This is a genomic window from Shewanella sp. BJSY2023SW005 (assembly GCF_047314585.1).
Taxonomy (GTDB): Bacteria; Pseudomonadota; Gammaproteobacteria; order Enterobacterales; family Shewanellaceae; genus Shewanella; species Shewanella algae.
This window is the reverse complement of record NZ_JBKORJ010000056.1, coordinates 15,611-40,281: the sequence shown is the minus strand read 5'-3', so window position 1 is coordinate 40,281 and position 24,671 is coordinate 15,611. Positions and strand designations below refer to the sequence as shown.

Here is a 24,671-nt window from a genome sequence, read left to right as displayed (position 1 = left end):
ATTGACAGAGAATAACAATAACAACAGGAGATGCCGACAATGGACAATAACACCCTGAATAGAGGAGGCGGCACTTTACTGCCCATGGTGCTGATTGGAATACTCTTTTTTGTATTCGGCTTCGTAACCTGGCTCAATGGTGCACTGATCCCTTTTCTGAAAATCGCCTGTGAACTCAATGAGCTGCAAGCTTATCTTGTGGCCCTTGTATTCTATATCGCTTACTTCGTGATGGCCTTGCCCATGTCCGGGCTGTTGACCCGTTTCGGTTACCGTGCCGGGCTACAGATTGGCCTTGGGGTAATGGCGAGTGGCGCACTGCTGTTTATCCCTGCGGCGCTGAGCCACACCTTTGGCCTGTTTTTACTGGCGTTGTTTGTTCTGGGAACCGGCCTTACCATACTGCAAACCGCGGCCAATCCATACATTGTTTGCATTGGTCCGCGAGAAAGCGCCGCCATGCGGATCAGCTGTATGGGCGTGGTCAACAAGGGCGCCGGTTTTATTGTTCCTTTGGTGTTCAGTGCCTGGGTGCTGACAGGTATGGATGCCTTTACGCCTGAAGCGTTGGCACAGCTCAGTGAGCTTGAGCGCACTGCGGCATTGGAGCAACTGTCTGCCCGCTTGGTACAGCCTTACCTGGCGATGGCGGTTGTCTTGGCTCTGTTGCTGCTGTATGTGCGATTTTCGCCTCTGCCCGAACTCCAACTTGAACAGGACAGCCAGGCCAAAAGCTGTGACAGCTTGGTACCGAGAACGGATTGGCGCGCCATTCTGGCCTATCCCCAGGCTATTCTCGGGGCACTGACTCTCTTTATGTATATAGGTGCCGAAGTGATTGCCGGTGACAGCATAGGCCTCTATGGCCAGCATCTTAAAGTGGCCGAATTTGGCATTCTAACCTCCTACACCATGGGATTTATGGTGCTGGGCTATTTGCTCGGCATACTCTTGATCCCAAGAGTAATGAGTCAGCGCAGCGCCTTGGTGGGCTCGGCGCTGGCTGGGTTGGTGTTTACTTTGGGGATCATGCTTGGAGATGAAACCAGCATGCGGCTGTCGAGTCTCTTGCTCGAACCTTTGGGGATAATGCCGCTGCCGGATCCCTTGCTTTACCTTGCGCTACTCGGCTTTGCCAACGCCTTGGTCTGGCCCGCTGTCTGGCCGCTGGCGCTGGAGGGGCTCGGCCGCCTGACTGCTGTGGCCTCGGCACTGCTCATCATGGGCATAGCCGGTGGCGCCTTGCTGCCATTGCTCTATGGCGCCTTGGTGCATCAGGGTGTGCCTCATCAAAGCGCCTACGGGATCCTCCTTCCCTGCTATGGGATGATCCTTTATTACGCCGTTGCCGGCCACAAGCTGCGGGCCTGGTCGGGAGCGGCCGCCACCAAAGCCGTGATTGACTGAGACCTCAGTAGATCCAGAAAAATACCGCCATGCTGACGATAGTGGTCAGCAGGGTGTTGCGGGTCAGCAGTGCAAGTAAGGCAGCCAGCAGGGCACAGCTGAGGTAGGGATTGCTCAGGCTCAGTTGCAACTCGCCGTCTCGCAGAAACACTATGGGGGCGAAGATGGCGCTTAATACCGCCGGCGCCGAAAAGCCAAGGAAAGCCTGGGTTTTCTTGCCAAGCCGTATCGGCAGCCCGGGCTCAAGCAGTACATAACGGCTGAGTATCACCAACAGCGCCATGGTCAGTATGGTTAACCAAATCATGCCTGCTCCTCGCCTTTATCTTGTGTTGTCTCAACCGGTTTAACTGGACTGCTGCCCAAGAGGCTTTGATAGATATACCCCACAGCCATGGCGGTTACGGCGGCGATCAGCAGACCTCCCGGGATAGCCAGTGCTTCACACAGGACGCTCAGCAACATGGCCGTGAGCACACATAAGGCGGTGGCAACATTGACTATCCTCGGCACCACCAAAGCGATAAAGGTGGCTGCGATGGCAAAATCCAGTCCCAGAGAGCCGAGATTATCCATAGAACTGCCGGCAAGAATTCCGGCCAGGGTTGCCAGATTCCAGCCAAGATAAAAACTCAAACCAGCTCCCAGGGCGTACCAGGGCCTAAGGGTACTTTCCTTGCTTTGATTGGCCACCGCAAAGAGTTCATCCGTGAGCAGAAAACCCAGTGTCAAGCGCCAGCGCAGTGGCAAGGGGCTGATGGCTGGACGCATCGCCATGGCATACAGCAGATGACGCGAGGTGATCAATGCCGTGGTAACCAAAATGGCCAGTAGGCCTGAACCTGCCTTTATCATTCCGAGGGCGACCAATTGCGCCGAGCCTGCGAAAACAAACAGGCTCATGGCTTGACTCTCTAAGGCGCTGAGGCCGGTTTCCAGTGCCAGCGAGCCGGCCAATATTCCCCAGGGGATAACAGCTAAAGTCAGCGGCATTACCGCCAGGGTACCCCGTAAAAATTCGCGGCCCCGGTTAAGTTCCTGAACGCATGATGATTGCTGATTGTGAATGGTCAATCTTGACTCCATCTTGATGATTTTTCTGTTTGAACAAATTGGCCCGGAGTGGTGCCGAATGCCCGTTTGAATTGACGGTTCAAATGGCTTTGATCGCAAAATCCTGAGTCCTGTGCCACCTGTATGGGGGAAGCGCCCAGCCGCAACAACTTTCGCGCCAGAATTAATCTTGCCTGAGTCTGGTATTGGTGCGGGGTTAAACCAAATTGTGCCTTGAACTGCCTGAGTAACACAAAAGGCGGCAGCTGTACCAGATTGGCCAGTTCCTGGAGCGAGATGTTACTGCTGCAACTGTCTTCCAGAAACTGCCTGGCCCTATTCAGCAGGGGGCCTGCCTGGACAGTTGCAGCGGGCTTCAGCCGACCGTGACGCAGCATCAACAGGCTGAGGGTTTCGTACAAGAGGCTTTCCCTTTGCAGGCGATTACTCGAATAGTTGAGCGCTTCATGGGTGATGGCTATCAGGTGCGCCAATAGAGGGTCCTGTACCACGGGCTCGGCAAACCAGGGCACCTGTTGCTTGCTGCACAGTGCCAGTTCGGCAAACTGCTCAGGGGTAGGGTAAAGTGCCCGATACGACCAGCCATTTTCTGTTGCCGAACGGCCGTTATGCACCTCATCTGCATTCACCAGAATGATGCTGTGTTTGGGGGCAACATGATCTCCGCCACTTCGGAAAAACCGCTGGGCACCACTGTCTATGATTCCCAAGGTGAAGCCTTCATGACTGTGGCGGCCAAAGTTCTGCTGATGATAGCTGGCACTGAGAGTTTCCAGGCCGCCAAGTTCTTCGGCCAGACGATAAGTCGCCCGTTCCCGCCCTTGCCTGCGGGACTTGTGGCGCAGCGATTTGCTTTGCTGTGCATTGGCGCTTTCGGCCATCTTTATTCCCCTGTCAGTCTCTCTATCCTGCATATTAACCAGTTTACCTGGCGTTGTTTTGGATATTTTTGCACGCAGGCGAGTGGTTGATTAGCTAAGACTCCCCGGGGATTGTACGGCCAATCCTGGCCGCCATGAAGCAACAAGAATAGGTGTTAAGGTATGATTGAGTGAAAAGGGGGCCACACAGTTAGACCAAGTTTTAAACTGTAACCAAATCAATTGATTAAATTTTGCGTAAAGCTTGCTTCAGATAGAAAGGTTAATCCAAACCCCAGTAAATTTTAAGAAGAAATTTATCAAACCAACTCTAACTTGTACCTATAATCGATGCTCAAACTCAAGGCGACCTCATTGCAGATGTCTTTACCCGGTAATAAGCGCATCAACCCATTCATTACATTATCAATTCTTTAACTACTTCTTCTATTGTGAGTTTCTTTTCTGATTTAATCTCTATCGAATCGGTCAATGGTGGAAAGTCTGTTCTACAGAAAGAAGGTGATACTTTATATGAGTAATCTCTTTCTCCTTCTTTGTAGGTTATTTCGTCGCCATGTAGTGATATAGGACAATCAACATCGAATTGTAGGACAAAAATGGATTTTATAATTACATTGCCATTCTCTTCTATTATTTCATTATTTATAGAGTCGAATAGATCCGAAAAGAATCCTCCTAACATATCATCAGCATCAAACTCGTTTATATTAGGGTTGGTACATGTGAGTCTTATGCTTGGAGATAGCTCTAAACCGTCAATTTCTATGATTGGGTAATGTTTATCCTCCACTATTTTTGTTATATCCGATGCGCGTAACTTCTGTGTGGCAAAAAACGTAAAACATTTTACTTCTATCATTTTTCTTTAAAAACAATTGGATGGACTGTTGGTATGAAATTATATTTCTCGCTAAATGTCAATGCGAATCGGCAGTTTAGCACGGCAGTTGCAGGGGTTATGATGATGAATTAGATAGCCAAAGCCCGCTGATTATCAAATCTTGGTTCATGAAAATGTCCAATCTCCTACTTCCATCTAACTTATCAACTGGCCGAGACAGAGAAGTAACACAACAAATATGATTGACTTGATACACATACTATTGAGTTGCCATGAGGCAGGTGAGGCTCCAGTGTTCAAGGCTCACCAAGGTCAGGCCTATGTCTATGGCGTTCATCATGATTCCTCTGCCGGGCTCTCTATTTCGGATATTATCCGGCATATTAACCTGTGACCTTGCGCTGGATATTCTGTACACATACCCGTGCCGGTAAGTGAGGGATTGCGACGGTCAATCTTAGCCGCCATAAAGCAGCAAAAAATAAGTTTTTAAGGTATGCCTGACTGATTGGGCAATTTCTTGCCCGCCGGGCAATTTTTTGCTCAAGTTCGGGCAATTTTTTGCCCAGTCAATTAGGCTATTTTTTAAACAGTAACGAAATCAATTGATTAAATTTTGGCACGAAGGTTGCCTTAGCTAGGAAGGTTAATCCAAACCTCAGTGAATTTTAAAAAGGAATTTATCATGCCAACACCATGTTATATCTCTATCGAAGGCCAAACTCAGGGCAACCTCACTGCCGGCGCCTTTACTGCGGAATCGGTCGGTGACATCTTTGTGGAAGGCCATGAAGACGAGATGCTGGTTCAAGAGTTCAACCACATTGTGACTGTGCCAACCGACCCTCAGTCCGGCATGCCTTCCGGTCAGCGTGTGCACAAGCCGTTCAAGTTCACCGTCGCGCTGAACAAAGCCGTTCCCTTGATGTACAACTCACTATCTTCCGGTGAGAAACTGACCAAGGTTGAGCTCAAGTGGTACCGCACTTCTATCGAAGGTAAGCAAGAGCACTTCTTCACCACCAAGCTGGAAGGCGCCACTATCATAGATATCAACTGCAATATGCCTCACTGCCAGGATCCCAATAAGGCTGACTTTACTCAGCTGGTTGAAGTGTCCATGGCTTATCGCAAGATAGACTGGGATCACGTCAGCGCCGGAACCTCTGGTGCTGACGATTGGCGCAAGCCCATCGAAGCATAATTCATTCAGCAACTGTTTTTCTAAGAGGTATTCCGGCTGATAGCCGGGCGCCTCTTGTTATCTGATGTAAAGGTTTTGCAAATAGGTTTTCGATGACATTAAAAGAGTGATTCTATCGGATTAGAGTCAGGACGAACTCGAACAAGGATACCGGCTATGTTTTATCTTGGCAGTGGTTTGCGGTTTCATTTCAAGGCAGAAGCGGAGGCGGACGATAGTTTCAACCTGCTGTCGTTTGATTTTGATGAGCAGTTGTCCTCGCCCTTCAAGGGAGAGTTGATATTACTGAGCCGCAGGGATGATATTACTGCCGAGCAGATAGTCGATAAGAATGGCGTCTTGAGTATTTGGCAGGACGGTGTTCGAGTCAGGAGTTTTCACGGCATAGTCAGTCGCTTTGCCAAGGAAGACTCAGGCCATAAACAGACCCAATACAAGCTGACCATGGAACCTGCCATGGCGCGGCTGCGGCTGAGACAAAACAGCCGTATCTTTCAGGAAAAGTCCCTCAAACAGATTTTCAGCACCCTGCTTGATGAAATGGGTATCAGTGATTATGCCTTCAGTTGGGATGCACGCTACGAGTCGGAAAAGCGCGAATACTGTGTTCAGTATCGGGAGTCGGACTTTGACTTTATCACCCGTCTTGCGGCTGAGGCCGGGGTGTTCTGGTATTTCGAATTCAGTGACGACAAACATACGCTGATTTTCTGTGATGCCACCAGCAAGCTGCCAGCGGCCAAACAACTATTCCCCTATAACGCCTTGAGCGGCGGCGACAGCGAAGTGCCTTTTGTCTGCAGCTTCAGTTACGCCAAGCAACTGGCGAGTGCCAAGGCCGAACTCAAGGATTACAGCTTCAAAAAGCCCGCTTATAGCTTTTTACAGGATGATATTGCCAATCAGCTCGACTTCCAGCAAGCGGGATCTGAAGTGCTTTATGAGCACTATGATTATCCTGGGCGTTACAAGGATGACGCTCAGGGAGAGCTTTTCACCCGCGCCAGATTGCAGGCGTTACGGAATGAAACCCAAATGGCATCGGCAATGTCCGATATTGCTGATGCCGGCGCCGGTATCAAGTTCAACTTGGGCGAACATCCAGATGCGGCGTTTAACCGTGATTGGTTGCTTGTGGGGGTAAAACACTGCGGAATACAGGGCGCAGCGGCAGAGGAGGGGAACAGTAGCACCCCGACTCAGTATCAAAACCAGTTATTGGCAATTGAAGGGCACCTTCCCTGGTTACCGCTTCCGGCCACCAAACCCTTGGTGACAGGGCCACACATGGCTATTGTCGTGGGGCCGGATAATGAAGAGATCTTTTGTGATGAATTTGGCCGGGTCAAGGTGCAGTTTCCCTGGGACAGATATGGCCGGGCCGATGAGCACAGCAGCTGTTGGGTTCGTGTCAGCCAGGGGTGGGCCGGTGGTCAGTACGGTTTTATGGCGGTTCCACGCATTGGTCATGAGGTCATAGTCTCTTTTCTTGAAGGCGATCCGGACCAACCTATCATTACCGGTCGCACATACCATGCTGCCAACCCTGTGCCCTATGTATTGCCGACTAACAAAACCAAAACCGTGCTCAAGACCCAAACCCACAAGGGGCCGGGATTCAATGAGTTGAGTTTTGAAGATGCCGCCGAAAATCAGCTCATCTATTTGCATGCCCAGAAAGATCATAAGCTGGAAATCAACCACGACCAGCACTATCAGGTGGGTAACGATAGAGAGAAGCACATAGGACGGGATCAGCGCCTGAACGTGGGGCAGGATGAGTTTCTGGAAATAGGTCGAGATCAGCAGGCATTGATTGGTCAGGATCAAAAGCTGGAAGTGACCAGAGACAGGCAAACCCTGATCAAGCGTCATTATCGCCTCGAAGTCATGGATCGTCGTCACGAGTACTCCAGAGCCAATCACGATTTGGAAGTGGGCGGCCATTACACCCAGAAGGTTGAGGGAAAGGTGTTATTGGAAGCCGGTGAAAGTGTACTGGTGCACACCAAGTCGCTCACCCTTAATGGCTCGGAGAAAGTCACTATTCAGGGGCCAGGAGGCAAGATACTTATAGATTCCGGCGGGATCACTCTCGAAGCTCCCAATATCAAGCTCAAGGGGCCAGTGGCTGTGACAACCGGGGCCAAGCCCCAATTGGCGACACTGAAGAGTGCCGCAGAAGAGGGCAACCCGATAGTCGATCTTTGTCCCGATTGCGGAGAATAACAGTATGACTATGGTGAAGGAAAATAGCCTCAAGGCGTTTGGGCCCAACTACTTGGTCTTGGATGCAGCGCTATGCCCAGAGCCCTTGTGGTTTGCCAAAGGGGCCGGAGCCGAGTGTCATAGCCTGTTTGATTACAGGGATCAGGCATTGGTGGATAACGGCCCTTGGTTACTCCATCTTGCGGGACAGGACGAGCTGATAAAACTGATGCTGGAGAAAGACACCCATGGTCACAGCGCGCTGTGGTGCAAGAGTGAGCTAGCCCTGCAGCCACTGAAAGAAGCACTGGGGCAAAGGTTGTATGCCGTCAAGCCTGATGGTGAAACTACTCGTTTTCGTTTCTACGACCCCAGGGTCTTACATCACTATTTAACCGAAGAAACGCAGGCCAGAAGGGATGCATTTCTTGAGCCTTTGGGGTCAGTGCTCTATGCATCGCTTAACCCCTTTCGTTTCAATAGCCATTGGCTGAATTGGCAAAGGGAGCCGGACGGATACGGCTGCCAGGCGATATCGATTAAGGAGGATTAATATGGGTACTCCGGTTGCATTGAAAGGACATCAACATATTTGCCCTATGTTCAGCGGCAATACCCCTCATGTTGGTGGACCGATAAACCAGGGAGAAAGTGCTCTGACGGTCAATGGTATTCCTGTGGCCTTAACCGGGCACAAGTGTGACTGCCAGGTTGGCGGGCCAGATACCCTGGTTCAGGGACATCCGAGTTTGACGGTCAATGGCATTGCCGTGGTATTGCAGGGTGCGTCCACGGCCCATGGTGGCAAAGTCATTCAGGGAGATGCTGCCTTGACAGTGTCTTAAGGAGAAGCGAATGAGCTGGGAATTGAGTCAGGAAATCATGGATGCGATGCCAAACTGGCAAAGGCGAAACCAGATCCATGCCCTCGCACGTCACCTGTTATCACTGGAAAGTCCACCAACAGATGGGCAAGCATGCTATGACTGGCTCGAGCAGCAAGTCAGTCAGGCTTATCAATATGGATTCACCGAGCTGAGTCATCTGCGCTTGGTGGCCGAGGCCTTGTTTTTGGCACAAGTGTCACTCGATGACCCGGAAGTGAGTGCCATAGTGACCAAGACCGGCTTGCCTTCAGGACGAGCGGCTATCTTGTTGCAGTGGGCCAAAGAGCGGCAAGCGACCGTTAAGGAGTCTGGTTATGAGTTGTAACGCCGATTGTAAATGCCGCAAGGGTATTGTGGCGCTGGTGTTCGTCCCCGGTATTATGGGCACCCGCTTGATGAACAAAAAGAGTGGCGACTCAGTATGGGATCCTGCTGCCGGAGCAATGTTTGATGGTCCCAGCAGTACCGCCATGGAGCTGAAGGCCGAACGTGAAGCCGAGCTTGCTGCGGCACAGGCGGACGATGATGATGGTTTCTTCGAGGGGATAGGCAAATGGTTTACTCGCCGCTGGATATCGGTCAAGGAGGTTGGCCGGGGAATAGCTGAAACCGGTCGTAAGGTTAGAACTAAAGCAGCGGCCGTGCCTCGAATCAAAGATCTTTTTTTTGCCGGCCCAATGCAGCGTAAAGCCCTATTGGTGGATGACAACACTAAATATCAAGGAGAGCCGATCGTCAATCGGAAGGATGACTTATTGAAGGTGGACCCAGGTACCGATAAGTATTTCAGGGTCTATACCTCAGTACCCAAGTCGCAGATGAAACAGAAAACGGCTCGAGGTTGGGGCGAGGTGTTATGGGACAGCTATGGCCCGCTGCTTCGACACCTCGAATCGAAGGAGCCGTTATTCAAACGCCTGTATCCCGGGCTGCAATTCCCGGTATTTGCCGTGGGCTATAACTGGATGCTCAGCAATAAAACGGCCGGAGAGCGACTCAAGGATAAACTTGAGGAATTCAGGACACAGTTACTCAAGGAAGATAAAGAAGGCGATAACCTGGGGCTGACCAAGGACGATATTAAGTTTGTGGTCATCAGTCACTCCATGGGCGGATACGCCTCTCGCGCCGGCTTTATCTTAAGCGGCCTGGAATCTCAAGTCGAAGCGGTTATCCATGGCGCTATGCCAACCCATGGCAGCCCATCTACTTATTACCAATTTCGCTCCGGCGCAGTTGGTGGTGGTTTGGCCGGTCAGGTAGCCAAACAAGTATTGGGTAAGAATGCCGCCGATACCACGGCAATACTGGGTTTTTGTCAGGGCGGGCTGGAGTTGATGCCCAACAAGCTCTATGTGGATGCGGCCAACAAGGGGGAGTGGCTGTTTATCAATAAAGATCCAACGAAACAAGCCGCCAAACGGGAACTGTTGCAGATAGGTTATGGCAGTGGCATTTATGATTTCTACCGCCGTTTCGATACCTGGTACAGCCTGGTACAGCCTTCCTTGTTGGCACCTGAGCTGGGAACATCAACGGATGAGCAGTTAATAGAACATAAGAAAGCATTTACAAAACGTATCACTGATTGTGAGAAATTTCATGACCAACTGGCGGCTAACTTTCACGCAACGACCACACTGCTCTACAGCAATAACCCGGACACCAAGGCGTTTGACACCTGTGAATGGCAATTGCAGAACAGCTTGACCCCGGGGCTGGAGACGGCGGCTGTGGAGCGCTGGCAAGTCATAGGCGATGAAAACCATGACTGGCTCTTCGTGAAGGGGGAAGTCAAGCTGCTGAGTCGCAGTGAGCTGGCAGAGCATGAACGTAAGTTAAAGGCTTGGGTTGAACAGAACCGCCATGGCCATCAATATGCCCATACGCCGCCTATGGCTCAAAGTTCCAGCTTCAGGCTTGCCAAAGAGACGGCCAAGGGCGATGGTACTGTGCATGAAGGCGCGGGCAAGTATCCCAAAGGGGTGCAGACTATCGGCTTGGTGGCGACCCAGGATCATCAAGGGTTCTTTAACTGTCCCGATGTCAGGGAGCTTATGGTCGGTGTGCTTCAGTCTTGGCTACCGGATATTCACCAGAAATTCAAGGGATAGAGATGGCTGATGGTTATCGCAAGAGGATTAAACGTGGGCTGCTCGGCAGTCTGGCATTAGTTTGTTTTTGGCAGGGAGAGGCTGTGATGGCGCAAGCGGAAAAAATGCAGGAAGGACCGGCGAGCATGGTGTTTACCAAACACTGCGCGGGACGTTTTGAACTGGAATTGCCGGAGTCGATGCAACTACTCACCTCGGGTTATGGTCAACCGCAGTTTTTTATCAATATCTATCATCAGGATGATAAGGCGGAAAAGAAAGGGGTGATAACCGGTGAACACAGGCTTGAGCAATGGCTGGCTTATGTGGAGGAGTTGCATAGTAAGGCTGCGAAATATGGGCCTACCAAGTATGTGATTAGAGACCTGGAACCTGAACTTAAGACATTAGTTTATAACGAAGATTCCAGAGTTTTAATGAATGATCCTAATGCTAAGCATGATTTCTCTAGCTTTTTCTTCAAGGATTTTCCGGAGCAGCAGGTGGGGATCAGCATTGATGGGCGAGCGGATAAGTTTATAGCCCGTAATGCGCCCAATGTGGATGAGATATTGCAGCAGCGGCTGCAATGGATGCGTCAGGCGATAGATAAGATTGAATATCAGCCCTGGCCGCATAAACAGGCGGGCGTCTGTTTGCCGAGAAATATCTTAATCGCCAATTCCCAGCCGTTGAAAAATGCTGAGGGTTCTTACCATGAGAATTATGGGATGGAGTTTTATAACGGTAAAGACTCACTGTTTGAGATCCTGGTGAACGTGTATGGCAAAGATCAGGGCAAGGCGCTGAAAGAAGAACTGAGCCGCCACAGCGGTATGATGGCCTTTTTCGCCAGCAGCAAGACCAAGGTGGCCGGGCGGGAAGGGCGGCTGTTTATCAGTGATGGCAAATACTCGGATACCCAGCGGGAGTTTCGTTGGATCAGTACCGACAGCAAGGTCAACAGTGTTCGTTACGCCCATATGGAGATCAGCGGCAAGATAGAGATCAAGGACTTTCCGCAGATGGCTCCCTTGAATGCCACCGATATGATAGTGGGGCTGCTCAAAGGCGTGCGGGTTAGAGAAAACGGCATGGTCGGAGTGAAGGACTAGCTATAAGAATGAAAGGTTGGAACTCTTGATAGGAGCGAAAGGGAGAAACCTTTGATAAGAGCATGCCTGAAGTCCTTAAGTTCACTGCGGCAAAAGCTGTGGTTCTGCTGCCTGGTTTGTGCAGTTTTTCCCCTTTTGACGTACGCCAAGGAGATACCGCCAAGACCGGCCGGTATGGTGTTTACCAAGCACTGTGTAGGTCGGTTTGAGTTTGAGTTACCCCAAGAGATGCAACTGCTCACCTCGGGTTATGGTCAGCCGCAGTTTTTTATCAATATCTATCATCAGGATGATAAGGCGGAAAAGAAAGGGGTGATAACCGGTGAACACAGGCTTGAGCAATGGCTGGCTTACGTGGAGGAGTTGCGTAGTAAGGAAACGACAAAATACTATCCAACCAAATACGTTATAAAAGAACTGGAACCTGAGCTGAAGACGGTTGTTTACTACAAAGACAGAAGAAGGCTAATGCAAGAACCGGACGCAGAACATTACTTTGCAGCTTTTTTCTTTAAGGATTTTCCGGAGCAACAGATAGGCATCAGCATTGATGGCCGCGCTAATGAGTTTATAGCCCGTAACGCCCCCAATGTGGATGAGATATTGCAGCAGCGGCTGCAATGGATGCGTCAGGCGATAGAGAAGATTGAATATCAGCCCTGGCCGCATAAACAGGCGGGCGTCTGTTTGCAAAGAAATATCTTGATCGCCAATTCCCAGCCACCGATTACCCCTTCAGGGCCTTATCCAACGAGCGCGTATAAGGAAGGCTCTTATCACGAAAACTATCAGGCGGAGTTTTTTAACGGAAAGGATTCACTGTTTGAGATCATCGTAAACGTGTATGGCAAAGGCGAGGAAAAGGGCTTGAAAGAGGAGCTCAGCCGCCACAGCGGTATGATGGCCTTTTTTGCCAGCAGCAAGACCAAGGTGGCTGGGCGGGAAGGGCGGCTGTTTATCAGTGATGGTAAATACTCGGATACCCAGCGGGAGTTTACCTGGGTCAGCACCGACAGCAAAATCAACAGTGTCCGTTACGCCCATATGGAGATCAGCGGCAAGATAGAGATCAAGGACTTTCCTGCAATGGCGCCCTTGAATGCCACCGATATGATAGTGGGGCTGCTCAAAAGCGTGCGGGTGCGGGAAAACGGCATGCAGGGCGTGACTCAGCATCGCCCTCAATAAATGTTTAGTTGCAGGCTTGCTTTAGCACCTGCAGTAGCCCGGTTTCAGAAGCTGCCAGCTCAGTTTGTTCGTTTAATACATCTGCCAGTATGGTGTCTGTGGTCAGCGGGTTGGCCAGTACCACCCGGAATACAGTCACGGTTTCTCTGTGATATCGGGCGGGTTGGATCCGGGTACGGGACACAAAAGACTTGCCTTGTTCACGTTGTTTTTTCTGAATGGCACGAGTGAGGTCATCAAGAATGCCATTGATCTCTTTGACCTTTTCAAGATTGCCCTGTGCCAATTGCCGATTCAGAGCAGTTTGTGCCCAAGAGGGGCACCAACGGTAGGTGAGCAGGCACAACTCGGGCGCACTCACCAGTTCAAATTCGCTGTGTTGCTCAATCAAGCCGGCAAAGAAGCGGGCCTTTTCCAGCGAATTATTGATCAGTATTTCATAGCCTTCCTTGCCGATTATCTGCATGCAGGCATGCACCAGCATGGCCATTCCGGGACGGGAACCTTCCAGAGTCTGGCTGCCCAAATCCTTGGAACCTTTACGCAAAATATATTCGGCATGATGCACAATTGCCCGGGCCAGTTCAGGCTGTTTGAACAGCACCATACCGGCCCCCATAGGGACATACATCTGTTTATGGGCATCTATGGTCACTGAGTCTGCCAGTTCTATCCCTTTGAGCAGATGGCGATATTTGCTGGATAACAAGCTGGCTCCGCCCCAAGCGGCATCAACATGAAAGTGGCAATTGAGCTCGGTTGCCAACTCGGCCAGCTCAGGTAGAGGATCTATGTTACCGGTTTCTGTGGTGCCGGCAACGCCGATAATCGCCATGACTCGGATGCCCTGCCGGGCCAGCTTGGTGGCCGCCTCGCGCATGGCGTCGATATCGACCTTATTGTTGGCATCGGTCGCGATTGAAACTATGTTATCCCGGCCAATGCCCAACAGATCGGCGGCTTTGCCCAGGGAGTAATGGCCGCGCTCGGACACCAGTATCGCCAGGCCCTTCCAACCGTAGTGGCAGAGCGCCGCGCCTAAGCCTTCGCGGTTGATACCGCGAAATTCACCGTTAGCCTTGAGCAGTTGGTTGCGGGCAATCCATAGGGCTGTGATATTGGCCACAGTGCCGCCGGAGCAGAAGGCTCCCAGAGCATGATTGGCGCTGTGCATCCACTGGTGGTAGAAGTCGGTGGTTTGGCCATAAATGAGGTGATGCATCATCCCCAGCACCTGCCGCTCCAGGGGAGTGAAGGCCTTGGAGGTTTCGATTTTGACCAGATTCTGATTCAGGCCCACCATCATTTTCGACAAGGGCAACACGAAGTAGGGCAGCGCCGATGTCATATGGCCGATAAAGCTGGGGGCGGCGGTGTGTACTGAATGCGCCACCAAATTCTGCATCATCTCTTCAGTGTAGTCAGAAACAAATCTGGGTTGACGCGGGATTTCAAAGGCCTGGAAATCCTTTTCGATTTCACTCAGGGGCTTTTCCAGCGCGGCAATATTTTGGGTCAGGAAACCGGCGAGATCTTGAGACAATGCCTGCTCTATGCGGCTCAGGGTCGATTCCGGTGCTTCGGGCACGGTAAAGATACGCATCAGAGAGTTTTCTGAGGCGGTGGCCTGGCGTTGTTTGCTGGCGGTCATTGGGCTTTGGTCTCACACTGTATCTGCCTGTGTCTGCACAGGTCTTGAAATGGCAGCTCACTTTACTGCAAGGATTGCGGTCAGACAAGTTGAAACTGAAGCGAAAAAGCAGCGGGCCAAAGAGGTTGGCCCGCGAAAAATCAATTGGCGTTATTCAGTTGCAGAGCCAGCAGCGCGGCGATATTGCTGGAGGTGCGCTGCAGATTGGCTCTGGCTTCGGCCAGCGCCTTGGGCAAGTTGCAGGCCGAGGGAATGATATCAAAAATGGCGCTCATTCCCTGCTCCAGCACCAGCTCTGAACCCGCGCCCAGACAGCCGGCAATACCAATCACGGGAATGTTGCGCGCCTTTGCCAGGCGCAAAACTCCCATGGGTGTCTTGCCATAGATGGTTTGTCCATCAATGCGTCCCTCGCCGGTGATAACCAATGCGGCGCCTTCGAGTTTGGCATCCAGCCCCACAGCCTGCATGACTATGTCGATACCGGGGCGCAGCTCGGCGCCCAGAAATGCCATCACCCCAAGTCCCATGCCACCGGCGGCGCCGGCACCACTTTGCAGGCGCTTATCTTCAAAGCCGCTCTGAACCAGGATATCGGCAAAGTGGCCAAGGGCGGCATCAAGTTCGGTGACCATTTCCTCAGTGGCTCCCTTTTGCGGCCCGAATACCGCCGAAGCGCCGCGCTCGCCACATAAAGGGTTGTCCACATCACAGGCCACTTCAAAATGGCAGTCAGTTAGCGCCGGATGCAGTTGGCTGCAGTCCAGTGTTGCCAAGGCCGCGAGCGCCGCCCCGCCCGGGCCTATCTCCAGCCCGGCACTATCCAATAGTTTAGCGCCCAGCGCCTTGGCCATACCGGCGCCGCCATCATTGGTGGCACTGCCGCCAAGGCCGATGATGAAGTGGCGAATGCCACGCTCTATGGCATCGATAATCAGCTCGCCGGTGCCGTAACTTGTGGTGAGCCTTGGATTGCGAAGCGCCGGGCTGACATGATGCAGCCCGGAGGCGGCCGCCATTTCGATAACTGCAGTTCTGGCGCCATGAGTGCCTTCTGTACCCAGAATACCGTAATGGGCCTTCACAGCTTGTCCGAGTGGGCCACAGACTTCAAGCTCGACCAGGTGACCGTTGGTCGCATCGACCATAGATTGCACTGTGCCTTCACCGCCGTCGGCCACCGGCACTTTGAGGTACTCGGCATCCGGCAGCCTGAGTTTAAAGCCCGCTTCAATTTCATTGGCCACTTCGAGAGCGCTCAGGCTTTCCTTGAAGGAATCCGGTGCTATCACTATTTTCATCTGATTTCCTGTACAACGGGCTGCCGGTGAAACCGGCAGCAGCAAGGGAAGAGTTTAGAGCAGAACCAGGCTAAGCAGCCAGACGAAGATGATGGCGGTGATCCCCTGAATTAGGGTCGCCATGGTCTGAGCTCGGTAGGCCTGGGCTACGCTCATACGGCTAAACTGAGTAACCACCCAGAAGAAGCTGTCGTTGGCGTGGGACACTGTCATGGCACCGGCGCCTATGGCCATGACGGTCAGCACCCGGCCCATTTCGCTGCCAAGGCCGATATCACCCAACATGGGGGCCACCAGAGCCGAAGTGGCTACCAGCGCTACAGTGGAGGAGCCTTGAGCCGACTTCAGTGCCGCTGCCACTAGGAAGGGCATAAAGATACCTATACCCAGAGCCGACAGTGAAGTACCGATAAAGTCACCGATAGGCGTGGCTTTGATCACAGCGCCAAAAGCGCCGCCGGCCCCGGTGATCAGCAGTATGGGGGCGGCAACAGCCAGGCCCTGTGAGATACGATCGGAAAACTCTTTGACCTTGTTGTCGCCCTTGAGCAGCAAGAGTGACAGCCCCAGGCCTATCATCAAGGCATTGAGCGGTTGGCCGAGGAAATGGAACAGGCTGAACAGCATGCCTTCACCCATGGGCTTGGAGGGGAAGGCGGCGATAGAGCCAAGGCAGATCAGCAAAATAGGAACAAAAATAGGTGAGAACGCCGCCAAGGGGCTTGGCAGTTTGCCATAAGCAGCCTTGAGTGTTTCAAACTCTTCGGCAGAAGCCTTGAGCTCTTCGGCGCCTTCGCCATCCGGCTCAGTGTTCATAAAGCGGTTGGCCCAGAGTAAACCGGCGAAGGCGGCAACGGCAGAAACCAGAATACCTACTGCAATCACCAGCCCCAGACTGGCTTCCAGTTGCAGGTTACCGGCGGCGGCAATCGGGCCGGGAGTGGGCGGCACAAAGGTGTGGGTAGCATAGAGGCCGGTGGCCAGGGCAACGCTCATGGCAACGCTGGAAACCTGCATTCTATTGGCCAGAGACTGTTTCAGGCTGTTGAGGATCACAAAGCCCGAGTCACAAAACACCGGGATGGAAACGATATAACCTATGATGGACATGGTCAGGGTCGGGAAACGCTGTCCGAGCACCTTGATGACCACATCGGCCATGGTGATGGCCGCGCCGCTCTTTTCCAGCACCGTGCCTATGATAGTTCCCAGGACTATCACCAGCCCTATGTAACCAAGAATACCTCCAAAACCACCACTGATGGTTTTGGCGATTTCCCCGGCGGGCAGGCCGAATCCGAAGGCGGCGATAAATGACGCCAGCAGCAGCGTCAAGAAAGGGTGTAGTTTAAATGTTGAGGTGGCGATGACAATAAAGATGATCACCGCCAATAGTACTAGTACCAGGCTCATAAGTGTCCCTTATTGGGTCGTTATTTGTGTAGGGTTGGGGCGCCGGCGCGAAGGCGGGCTGGCGATTATTATCCCAGTTGCCGCGCCGTGATGGCTTTAGGGGAAAATACGGAATTCCCCCCTGAAAGAGGGTAGTTTTTTGTGCGTGTGCACAATTATTTGTGTTCCAGGCGGCTGAGGACTTCTCCCAGGTAGAGTTGCAGCAATCCATCCAGGCTTTGCAGCTCTATGCCGGTGATTTCACTGATACGCTCCAGGCGGTATCTCAGGGTATTACGATGAATAAACAGGGCCTTGGCACACTGTTGTTGGTCGCCGAAGTGTTGCAGATAGGCGCTGAGAGTGCGGGTCAGCAGGCCCTTTTTGTCATGCTGCTGCAGTCTGCGAAAAGGTGCTGCCAGCTCCTGACCGCGCCAGCTATCGACCAGTCCGGCCAGCAATACCGCCAGCGCGTGATCCTGATAGAGGTATTTGGTCTTTTCCGGCGCCCGTTTCTTTCCCAATCTCAGGGTTTCCAGCGCGGTATGAAATGAGCGCCTAATACCGCCTTCACCGGGGAAGAAATGCCCCAGCGCGATTTTGAGCCGGCCCTGGGTGTCGGCCGGCAAACGGGCAAGCAGTTTCTCGATTCGCAGATCCTCAAGCGCCGGATCCCAACTGCGACCATCGAGAAAGGCGGGTTTGAGGATCACCAACTGATCCATGGCGGTCATGGCCACCAGGTTGTCCCTTTGGGGATACTCGAGCAAGCGTTGGATCTCCTTGAGATCTGTGGCCTTGCTTTCGCCTTTGGCGAGCTCTATCACGGCAGCAACTCTGGGTTTTTGCAGATCTATCTGCAGCTGGGCGGCCCAGGCACAAAAATCGCTTTCGCTATAATTGTCCCGTTTCAGCAGTTGCAGAATAAATTCTTCCCGCTGGCGTTTATGCCAGAGATCCAGCTCGAGAGAGTTGGCTTGCTCGACCATCATTTCGGCGGTCATTTTCAATAGCTCGCCATAGTGCAGCAGCTCTGCCGGATTACCGGTAATGCCGACAACGCCGATTATCTTGCCGTGGTAGTGCAGCGGCAGGTTGATCCCGGGTTTGACGCCGTGCAGGCTGTGGCGACTGCCTTCATCTATCACTACGGTACGGTTTTGGGCTATGGCCAAAAGGGCGCCCTCATGGACACTGTTGAGCCGCTGCTTGTCGCCGGAGCCGAGGATCACCCCTTGACTGTTCATCACATTGATATTGTGGTCGATGATATTCATGGTGCGATCCACTATCTGCTGCGCGGTCGCGGCGTCGAGAAAATACATGCGAGCCTCTAGGGTCTGTTGACCTTTCATGGTTGAATTTTGCTCGTACTAGACGCATTTTAATCGCGACGCAAGGTATGCAACCTAGGGGCCTAGATAAATACCTTGCAACAAAGAGTAAAGCGCGTCTAGCCGAGCCTTTGGGTAGCATTTGTCGTTGTTTGGTATAAAAAACGACAAACGCTGCAAAAAACATCTTCAAGGGTCAACAGACCCTAATGTGCTAATAACTCGGCGACTCTCTGCCTGAGCCTGGGTAACAGGTTTTGCTCAAATTCGGGGTGCTGTTTAAACCAGAGGCGATTACGCGGACTCGGGTGAGGCAGCACCAGTTTTGTCGGCCACAGCGAGTCAGCTTCTGCCACGGCGGTACCGACGGACGCTTTGGCCAGCGGGCTGCCCTTGAGGTGCCAGGCCATGGCGTATTTGCCGAGGATCAGTGTCAGCTCAATATTGGGCAAGGCGGCAAAAAGCCTTGGGTGCCAGGTAGCTGAGCATTCTGGCCGCGGCGGCATATCGCCCTGTTTGCGACCCTGTTTTTCAACCGTTCCCGGATAGCAAAATCCCATGGGAATGACGGCAAACCGCCTGGGGTCATAAAACTGTTCGCGGCTCACCCCCAGCCACTGCCTTAGCCGGTCGCCGCTGGCATCGTCAAAGGGCAGGCCACGCTCATGGGTTATCCTGCCGGGCGCTTGCCCCGCGATTAAAATCCTGGCGTCAGGGTGGGCCTGCAGTATCGGCTTGGGCGGTAACGGTAGTTTATCCCGGCACAGGGTGCAGGCTCGCACCTCATCGAGTAGCGGAAAATCACTGGGCAGAGCGGCAGTTTTCATCATATTTCCTGGTTTTTGATGGATATCAGACCCTACTTAGGCTTCGAAAACTAGGCTCCGAAAATCAGACACCGAAAAAATGTTGCCAGGCCTGAAAGCCTTCATACAAAGTCAGCCCCAGCGCCGCGAGCAGCAACACTATCCGGCTGAGCTTAAAGCCGTTTTCTTTACACTGCTGCCAATCAGGAGCACTCCAGGCGATAAGCATTGCCGGTATAGTCAGCGGCCAGATGATATTGGCCAGCAGCAACAATAAGGCAGAGGTTGCCAGCAAGCGCCAACCGGCTTGAGGCCCGGCGATCTTGGCCGAGTTTTTCAGTTGCAGTGGCAACAACGCCAGCGCCACGGCTATCAACACCAGGCCGAAGTTCATACTGAGATCGGCAATAGAAGCATGATCCCAGAATACAAGTAACAGGGTAATGAGCGGAATGGGCAAGGCCCAATAGATATGGCTGCGGACAAACCCAGGGCGGCTATATTGGCCGTTGAAGTAAAAAACCAGCTGCAGTAGCAGGTTAACCAAAGTAAAACCACCCAGCACCAGTATGGTAAACACCCCGGCCATTAAACCGTCGGGTTGTGCGGCCATGGCCGATAGCGGAAAAAGGGCGACCAAGGCACAAGGATATTTCAACTTCATCAATAGATTCTCATCATAAAGGCTGCGCCTTACATTGGCTTAAAGGCGAAAGGCTTGCAAGTTCTTGATGGCCGTTATGGGATGGCTCTGAGACTATGAGGAAAAAAGGGGCAGTTCCGTCCGCCCAAGCTCACAAGGTAACAGGGAGGTGGGCCGGAGGAGCCGGCCCACGAAAGGTAAACTAATCTGCTGTAGCTTCCCTAGTTTTGAAAGGGGGTGTTTTCAGCAAAGTATTCGTGGCTGTCGGCATTTTGAATCGCCTGGGCAGGATTACTCAGGGCCAGCGATTTGGCGCCACTTTGGCCGTAGACAATGTCATCGGTTCCCGCCACCACATTGAAGTGACTCATTTCATGGACTATGGTGCCGCCCTTGGAGTCGGTGCCCGATACCGGTGCGCTCCAGAAGGCGTTACACATGTAGATCTTGTAGGGTTGAGTCGGGTAAACGTAGGCGTAATAGCTCTTCTTACAGCTGCAATCGAAGGTGAGTGGCTGATTGTTCAAGGCCGAGTCTATGGCACTGAAGTTGCTGCTGACGCTATTCCAGCGGCTGCTGTTGTAACTGCCAAACCAGGTGGCATAACGCACCGAGCTTGAGGGGTTGTTGTTGCTCGCGAGGTATTGTTTGCTGTCGGCCGCCATGGCGCGGGCGGCGTCCAGTCCCGCCAGAATATCGCTCTGTTGGGAATTGCTGCAACGGCCGGTAAAGCTGATACCGTCGGGTGCTGTACCGCCATCGCCACTGCCGGGTTTACCCTTGTTGGCGCCGGACTTGAATTCACGGCCTTCCACATAGAAGCTGACCGGATCTGAATGTATCCCTTCTATCCCTAAGCGGGCCAGCTTCTTTTGTTGGCCCGGGTTGGGGGAGAAGAGTTGCAACGAACTGACATCATAGCTTATCTCGTAGTTGCCGCTGCTGCTCATGTCGTAAAGTGAGGACAACTCTACCTGATAGGACACACTCTCACCGGATTTGAGCTTGATATAGTCCTGTTTGCCGGGAGCCGGGCGTTTGAAATGGGCGCCCAGATAGTGACGGTCAAGGCCATCGGCATTGACTTTGAACAGGGATTCTTCCACTCCATCAGCGGCTGTGTACCACTTGAGCAGTTTTACCGGCTGGTTGGCGTCATTGGTCAGGGTCACAGTGACCAACACGTTATCACTGGCCTTATAGCTCTGCTGGCTCATCTCCAGGCTGGCACGAATGCCATCGGCCAGCACGCTGGTACTGGAAAGGGCCGCGAGCAAGGCTATTCCTTGTAGTGTATGAGTGATTCTCATGCCTTTGTCCTCAGGTCATATAGTCTTAATTGTTATGTTTGTTACAAAAATGTAACGTTTTGCAGTGTAAGCTGCAAAAAGGGCCGCTGGCAAGAGGAATTTTACCGAATGCTTGTTGGTTTGAGGTGAAGGCGGGAAGAGATGAAAAAAGCCCGCGAAAAGCGGGCTTTTGGGAGCTAAGAGCGAGAATTACAGACGGTAGTTGACGCTCAACATGATCAGGTGAGCCGTGTAGTCATGGCTGTTGTCACCAAAGCTGACCAGGTTCCAGATACCATCCGGGGCGATATCGTTACCTGCGTCGTTGTCCTCGTATTTCTCCATCTTGTAGTCAAGACGCAGCGCCATTTTCTCAGTAGCCTGATACTGGGCATAGAGGTTGACGTTGTGCACTTTGGCATAGTAATCGCCATAGTCGCCTGTGATGCCTTGGCGTACCTGAGTGCTGGAGTCCGAGTCAGAGTAGGTGTAATCCAGTCCCAGACGCAGTTTCTTCTCCAGCAGGTTGTCGTAGGCCAAACCGGCACCTATGACATCCACCTTGTCTTCCACGGTTCCTGTCCAGGTGACAGTGCTGAAGTTGCTGCTGCCGGCCTGATCTGAGTCTATGGTCTGATGGTTGTAGAAGGCGCTCAGGCTGAGATCGTCTGTCAGCAAATAGCTGATGCTGGCGTCATAGCTGAGGTCTTTGGATTCTGTCAAACCGATAACCGTGTTGTTGTAGTCATCCAGCGCATAGCGGGCACCGAAATCCAGGGTCAGGGTGTCGATAGGGCTGTGAGTCACCCTGGCTTCAACCTGAGTGCGCTTGCGGTCGGCCAGATTGTACTTGCGCAGCAACTTGTTGGACTCGGAAGAGGTCCATTCAGATGCTTCGTACTCTGAGCCATCGCGCTTGCCATAGCTGCCCTTGATCCACATATTCCAGTGTTCAAAGCTGTTGAGACTGAAACGGGCCCAAACGCTGTTCTCGTCGGTGATTTCCCTGTCCTGATAGCTGCGTTCATCACGACGGTAGTCATAACCTGCGTCCAACTTCATGCCGTTGGCAATCCGGTAATCCATGGCCAACTTGGCCTTGTGACTGGTGTTGTCATAAGGGGTGTTGTAGGCCACACGACCACTGACGTTATTAATACTGATCTGGGTCCATTCCTGGATCTGGGTTTGGTTGTCCCTGTCGTAGTAATCATAACTGCCGCTGATCCGCAGATTGCGGGTCGCGCGTTTGACAGCCTTGAGGTTCATCCCCAGGATATCGACTTTGCCGTCCAGGGATTCCTGCGGCAATTGATAGCCGTAACCCGAGGTGATAAAGGCCTCATCCTGGGTCATCTGTCCGGCGAACAAACGGCCGCTGACCACGGCGCCTTTCTGGGCAAATTGGCCGCTCAAGGTCACAGTGTGAGATTCGTTATCCGGATCCAGGCTCATATAACCCGCCCTTTGGGCACCAAAGGTTGGGTTGAAAGCGTTGTCGAATCTCAAGGTCTGGATATCATTCTTGAAGAATGAACCATTGTAGTTGAGTGCGGTAAACCAGTTGTCACCCTTGAGTTTAATCCCTGCCTCGACGGTATCTGTGGTGTAGTCCACAGGCTCGGCCAGCATCATTGACTGGTTGAAGAAGCTGCCGGACGCAGTTTTCAGGCCGGTTTTTTCTTCGCGCATATAGGTGACATAGGTGCTCCACAGCTCCTCACCCTGATATTCAAGACCCAGGCCTGCGCGCTTGCGCTTGAGCGACAGCTCCAGTGGGCTCAGGCTGTCATACAGCATGGGCATCTCGTTGCTGCCACCGGCTGTCTGCCAGTTGGCCGGCAGTGTCAGGTTGCCGCTGCCAATTCCCAGATAAGGACTCATGGCAGAGTCAGTTTTATAGGTGTGGATCTGACGGTAGTTCAGGTTGATATTGTACTGTCCGAGTTTACCGGCATTGATATCGACCCGGCCGTTTTCCATACCCAGGTTATCGGCTTCGATACTGGCTCGATAGCCGTTTTCACCGCGATAGTTCAGGTCAGCGTCCACCTTGCCGGCAAAGTCATCTTCGGCGGCAAAGGCGTTGGCAGAACGGATATCGTCAGAGTCGTTATAGCCAACTCCGGCGCCAATAGTGCCCGATACACCGGTTTCACTGACGCAACCCTTACAGCTCCAGGCCGAAAACTTGACCTTTTCGGTATTGGCATTGGCCAGGTCATAACCGTCGGCGGCCATCGCCAGACTGGCAGGAGCCAGCAGAGCCAGGGTGATCAAATTAAGTTTGAATTTCATCTTCCCGCCTCCTTAGCGTTGGAACAACTTGCCGGATGGATGGTTTGAACCATGGATCTGGCTGTGACAGTTCAGACAGCTGCGACCACCGGTAAAGGCGTTGTCGTTGACCTGAGAACCCATGCCTGTGTTACCCAGATAAGCACGGCTGGCGTGGCCGTCGCTGGCGTGACACTGTTGGCACAGTTGCGGAGCGCGGGTCTTAAGCATGCCATCGTTGACACTGCCGTGGGGATTGTGGCAAGTGACACAATTCTCAGTGACGGGTGCATGCTCCCAGAGTTTTGGGCCGCGCTTCTCCGCATGGCAGCTGTAACAAGTGTCATTGACTGACGCCTTGTTCAGATCGGCATCGGTCGTGCTGCCGTGAGGGTTGTGACAGTCGCTGCACACCATCTGTGCCCACTTCAGCGGGTGGCTGGAACGCTTGTTCATGTCAGCCTTTTGCTTGGTGTGGCAGCTGGTGCAGACTTCCATCTCAGTGTTCTTGGAGAGCACAGGGTCCTTGGCGGTATGTACGCTGTGGCAAGAAGCACAGGCAACATCGGCGTTGTCGTGGTGACCGCCGTTCCAGGACATACGCTTGTCATCCTTGTGACAGGAGAGACAGACGCTGTTCTGCTTGTCGGCCGCCAGGGTAGAACCCTTACCAAAGGTAATCATGGGTTCGTTACCGCCACGGTTGTGTTTGCCCATGGGGCCGTGACAGGCTTCGCACTGAAGTCCGGCCATAGGACTCTTGCTGGAGTCGATGGCGCCGTGAACCCCTTTGAACAGGTCCATGACTTTTTCTGACTTCTTGTGGCACATCAGACAGGAGTCGGCACCCTTGGGAGAGTAGCTGCCTTCGGCAAACTTCTGATCCAAGGTGGCTTCCACTTCTTCCGGGCTCATTTTGGCGTCCCACTTGGCGGCGTGCGCCGCATGGGTGACACCAAAAGATAACACTGCCGTCGCCAAAAGGGCGCTTAGCAGTGTTGGTATATTTTTGCTGATTCTCATATTAGGCATCCTTAATTTGTCCAAACCCTTGAAAGACGGGGGAGGGGACTCCCC

Annotated in this window: 22 protein-coding genes; 9 read left to right on the top strand and 13 right to left on the bottom strand. The window is 52.6% G+C overall.

Annotation, left to right across the window (positions count from 1 at the left end; all coding sequences use genetic code 11):
- The first annotated feature begins 39 nt into the window (after positions 1-39).
- Positions 40-1,407 (top strand): MFS transporter, encoded by a 1,368-nt coding sequence (locus ACMHXI_RS18015; protein ID WP_208184603.1) that lies wholly within the window; start codon positions 40-42, stop codon positions 1,405-1,407.
- Between the two features lie 4 nt (positions 1,408-1,411).
- Here the strand turns inward: ACMHXI_RS18015 and ACMHXI_RS18010 are convergent, their stop codons facing one another.
- The 4 genes from ACMHXI_RS18010 to ACMHXI_RS17995 form a co-directional block, all read right to left on the bottom strand.
- On the bottom strand, positions 1,412-1,714 hold the full coding sequence (locus ACMHXI_RS18010; protein ID WP_025886690.1) for an AzlD domain-containing protein: 303 nt from the start codon (positions 1,712-1,714) through the stop codon (positions 1,412-1,414).
- Positions 1,711-2,481 carry an AzlC family ABC transporter permease gene (locus tag ACMHXI_RS18005; RefSeq protein ID WP_243880085.1) on the bottom strand — a complete coding sequence of 257 codons (771 nt, stop codon included), beginning with the start codon at positions 2,479-2,481 and terminating at the stop codon, positions 1,711-1,713. Before ACMHXI_RS18005 ends, ACMHXI_RS18010 begins: the two co-directional genes overlap by 4 nt.
- Positions 2,478-3,362 carry an AraC family transcriptional regulator gene (locus ACMHXI_RS18000; protein WP_107353355.1) on the bottom strand — a complete coding sequence of 295 codons (885 nt, stop codon included), beginning with the start codon at positions 3,360-3,362 and terminating at the stop codon, positions 2,478-2,480. Before ACMHXI_RS18000 ends, ACMHXI_RS18005 begins: the two co-directional genes overlap by 4 nt.
- Before the next feature lie 397 nt (positions 3,363-3,759).
- Entirely contained in the window at positions 3,760-4,224 is a 465-nt protein-coding gene (locus tag ACMHXI_RS17995) for a hypothetical protein (protein ID WP_071238843.1), read from the bottom strand.
- 667 nt (positions 4,225-4,891) lie between these two features.
- On the opposite strand from ACMHXI_RS17995, the gene ACMHXI_RS17990 reads away from it, so the two are divergent.
- The 8 genes from ACMHXI_RS17990 (at position 4,892) to ACMHXI_RS17955 (ending at position 12,901) form a co-directional block, all read left to right on the top strand.
- The gene (locus tag ACMHXI_RS17990) at positions 4,892-5,410 is read left to right on the top strand and encodes an Hcp family type VI secretion system effector (protein WP_025009852.1); all 519 of its coding nucleotides are present in this window, start codon (positions 4,892-4,894) and stop codon (positions 5,408-5,410) included.
- 156 nt (positions 5,411-5,566) lie between these two features.
- On the top strand, positions 5,567-7,639 hold the full coding sequence (locus tag ACMHXI_RS17985; RefSeq protein ID WP_054744722.1) for a type VI secretion system Vgr family protein: 2,073 nt from the start codon (positions 5,567-5,569) through the stop codon (positions 7,637-7,639).
- A gap of 4 nt (positions 7,640-7,643) precedes the next feature.
- Complete coding sequence (locus ACMHXI_RS17980) at positions 7,644-8,171, top strand: DUF4123 domain-containing protein (protein WP_096141320.1); 528 nt, start codon at positions 7,644-7,646, stop codon at positions 8,169-8,171.
- Between the two features lies 1 nt (position 8,172).
- Complete coding sequence (locus ACMHXI_RS17975; RefSeq protein ID WP_025012114.1) at positions 8,173-8,463, top strand: PAAR domain-containing protein; 291 nt, start codon at positions 8,173-8,175, stop codon at positions 8,461-8,463.
- Between the two features lie 10 nt (positions 8,464-8,473).
- Positions 8,474-8,830 carry a hypothetical protein gene (locus tag ACMHXI_RS17970; RefSeq protein ID WP_208167437.1) on the top strand — a complete coding sequence of 119 codons (357 nt, stop codon included), beginning with the start codon at positions 8,474-8,476 and terminating at the stop codon, positions 8,828-8,830.
- Positions 8,820-10,619: a hypothetical protein gene (locus tag ACMHXI_RS17965; RefSeq protein ID WP_208184611.1), complete on the top strand. Its 1,800-nt coding sequence runs from the start codon at positions 8,820-8,822 to the stop codon at positions 10,617-10,619. The genes ACMHXI_RS17970 and ACMHXI_RS17965 overlap by 11 nt, the downstream gene beginning before the upstream one ends.
- Before the next feature lie 2 nt (positions 10,620-10,621).
- Positions 10,622-11,713 (top strand): hypothetical protein, encoded by a 1,092-nt coding sequence (locus tag ACMHXI_RS17960; protein WP_144133819.1) that lies wholly within the window; start codon positions 10,622-10,624, stop codon positions 11,711-11,713.
- A 135-nt stretch (positions 11,714-11,848) separates the two neighbouring features.
- The gene (locus tag ACMHXI_RS17955; RefSeq protein ID WP_413735684.1) at positions 11,849-12,901 is read left to right on the top strand and encodes a hypothetical protein; all 1,053 of its coding nucleotides are present in this window, start codon (positions 11,849-11,851) and stop codon (positions 12,899-12,901) included.
- A 4-nt stretch (positions 12,902-12,905) separates the two neighbouring features.
- Here ACMHXI_RS17955 and panP read toward each other — a convergent pair whose 3' ends face one another.
- The 9 genes from panP to ACMHXI_RS17910 all read right to left on the bottom strand — a co-directional run bounded on the left by panP (position 12,906) and on the right by ACMHXI_RS17910 (position 24,617).
- Positions 12,906-14,552 (bottom strand): pyridoxal-dependent aspartate 1-decarboxylase PanP, encoded by a 1,647-nt coding sequence (gene panP, locus ACMHXI_RS17950; protein WP_413735682.1) that lies wholly within the window; start codon positions 14,550-14,552, stop codon positions 12,906-12,908.
- Positions 14,553-14,692: 140 nt separating this feature from the next.
- Positions 14,693-15,853, bottom strand: a complete 1,161-nt coding sequence (locus ACMHXI_RS17945) for a glycerate kinase (protein WP_025886738.1) — start codon at positions 15,851-15,853, stop codon at positions 14,693-14,695.
- 54 nt (positions 15,854-15,907) lie between these two features.
- Positions 15,908-17,266, bottom strand: a complete 1,359-nt coding sequence (locus ACMHXI_RS17940; RefSeq protein WP_025886739.1) for a GntP family permease — start codon at positions 17,264-17,266, stop codon at positions 15,908-15,910.
- A 155-nt stretch (positions 17,267-17,421) separates the two neighbouring features.
- Entirely contained in the window at positions 17,422-18,570 is a 1,149-nt protein-coding gene (locus tag ACMHXI_RS17935) for a sugar diacid recognition domain-containing protein (protein WP_413735690.1), read from the bottom strand.
- A gap of 215 nt (positions 18,571-18,785) precedes the next feature.
- A complete protein-coding gene (locus ACMHXI_RS17930) occupies positions 18,786-19,409 on the bottom strand; it encodes a uracil-DNA glycosylase family protein (RefSeq protein WP_186297180.1) in 624 nt (207 codons plus the stop codon).
- A gap of 61 nt (positions 19,410-19,470) precedes the next feature.
- Positions 19,471-20,049 carry a hypothetical protein gene (locus tag ACMHXI_RS17925; RefSeq protein WP_413735679.1) on the bottom strand — a complete coding sequence of 193 codons (579 nt, stop codon included), beginning with the start codon at positions 20,047-20,049 and terminating at the stop codon, positions 19,471-19,473.
- 200 nt (positions 20,050-20,249) lie between these two features.
- Positions 20,250-21,338, bottom strand: coding sequence for a M35 family metallo-endopeptidase (locus ACMHXI_RS17920; protein WP_025886743.1), 1,089 nt, complete (start codon positions 21,336-21,338; stop codon positions 20,250-20,252).
- 189 nt (positions 21,339-21,527) lie between these two features.
- Positions 21,528-23,615, bottom strand: a complete 2,088-nt coding sequence (locus tag ACMHXI_RS17915) for an MtrB/PioB family decaheme-associated outer membrane protein (RefSeq protein WP_144167776.1) — start codon at positions 23,613-23,615, stop codon at positions 21,528-21,530.
- Positions 23,616-23,627: 12 nt separating this feature from the next.
- The gene (locus tag ACMHXI_RS17910) at positions 23,628-24,617 is read right to left on the bottom strand and encodes a DmsE family decaheme c-type cytochrome (RefSeq protein WP_093983290.1); all 990 of its coding nucleotides are present in this window, start codon (positions 24,615-24,617) and stop codon (positions 23,628-23,630) included.
- Positions 24,618-24,671 lie beyond the last annotated feature (54 nt).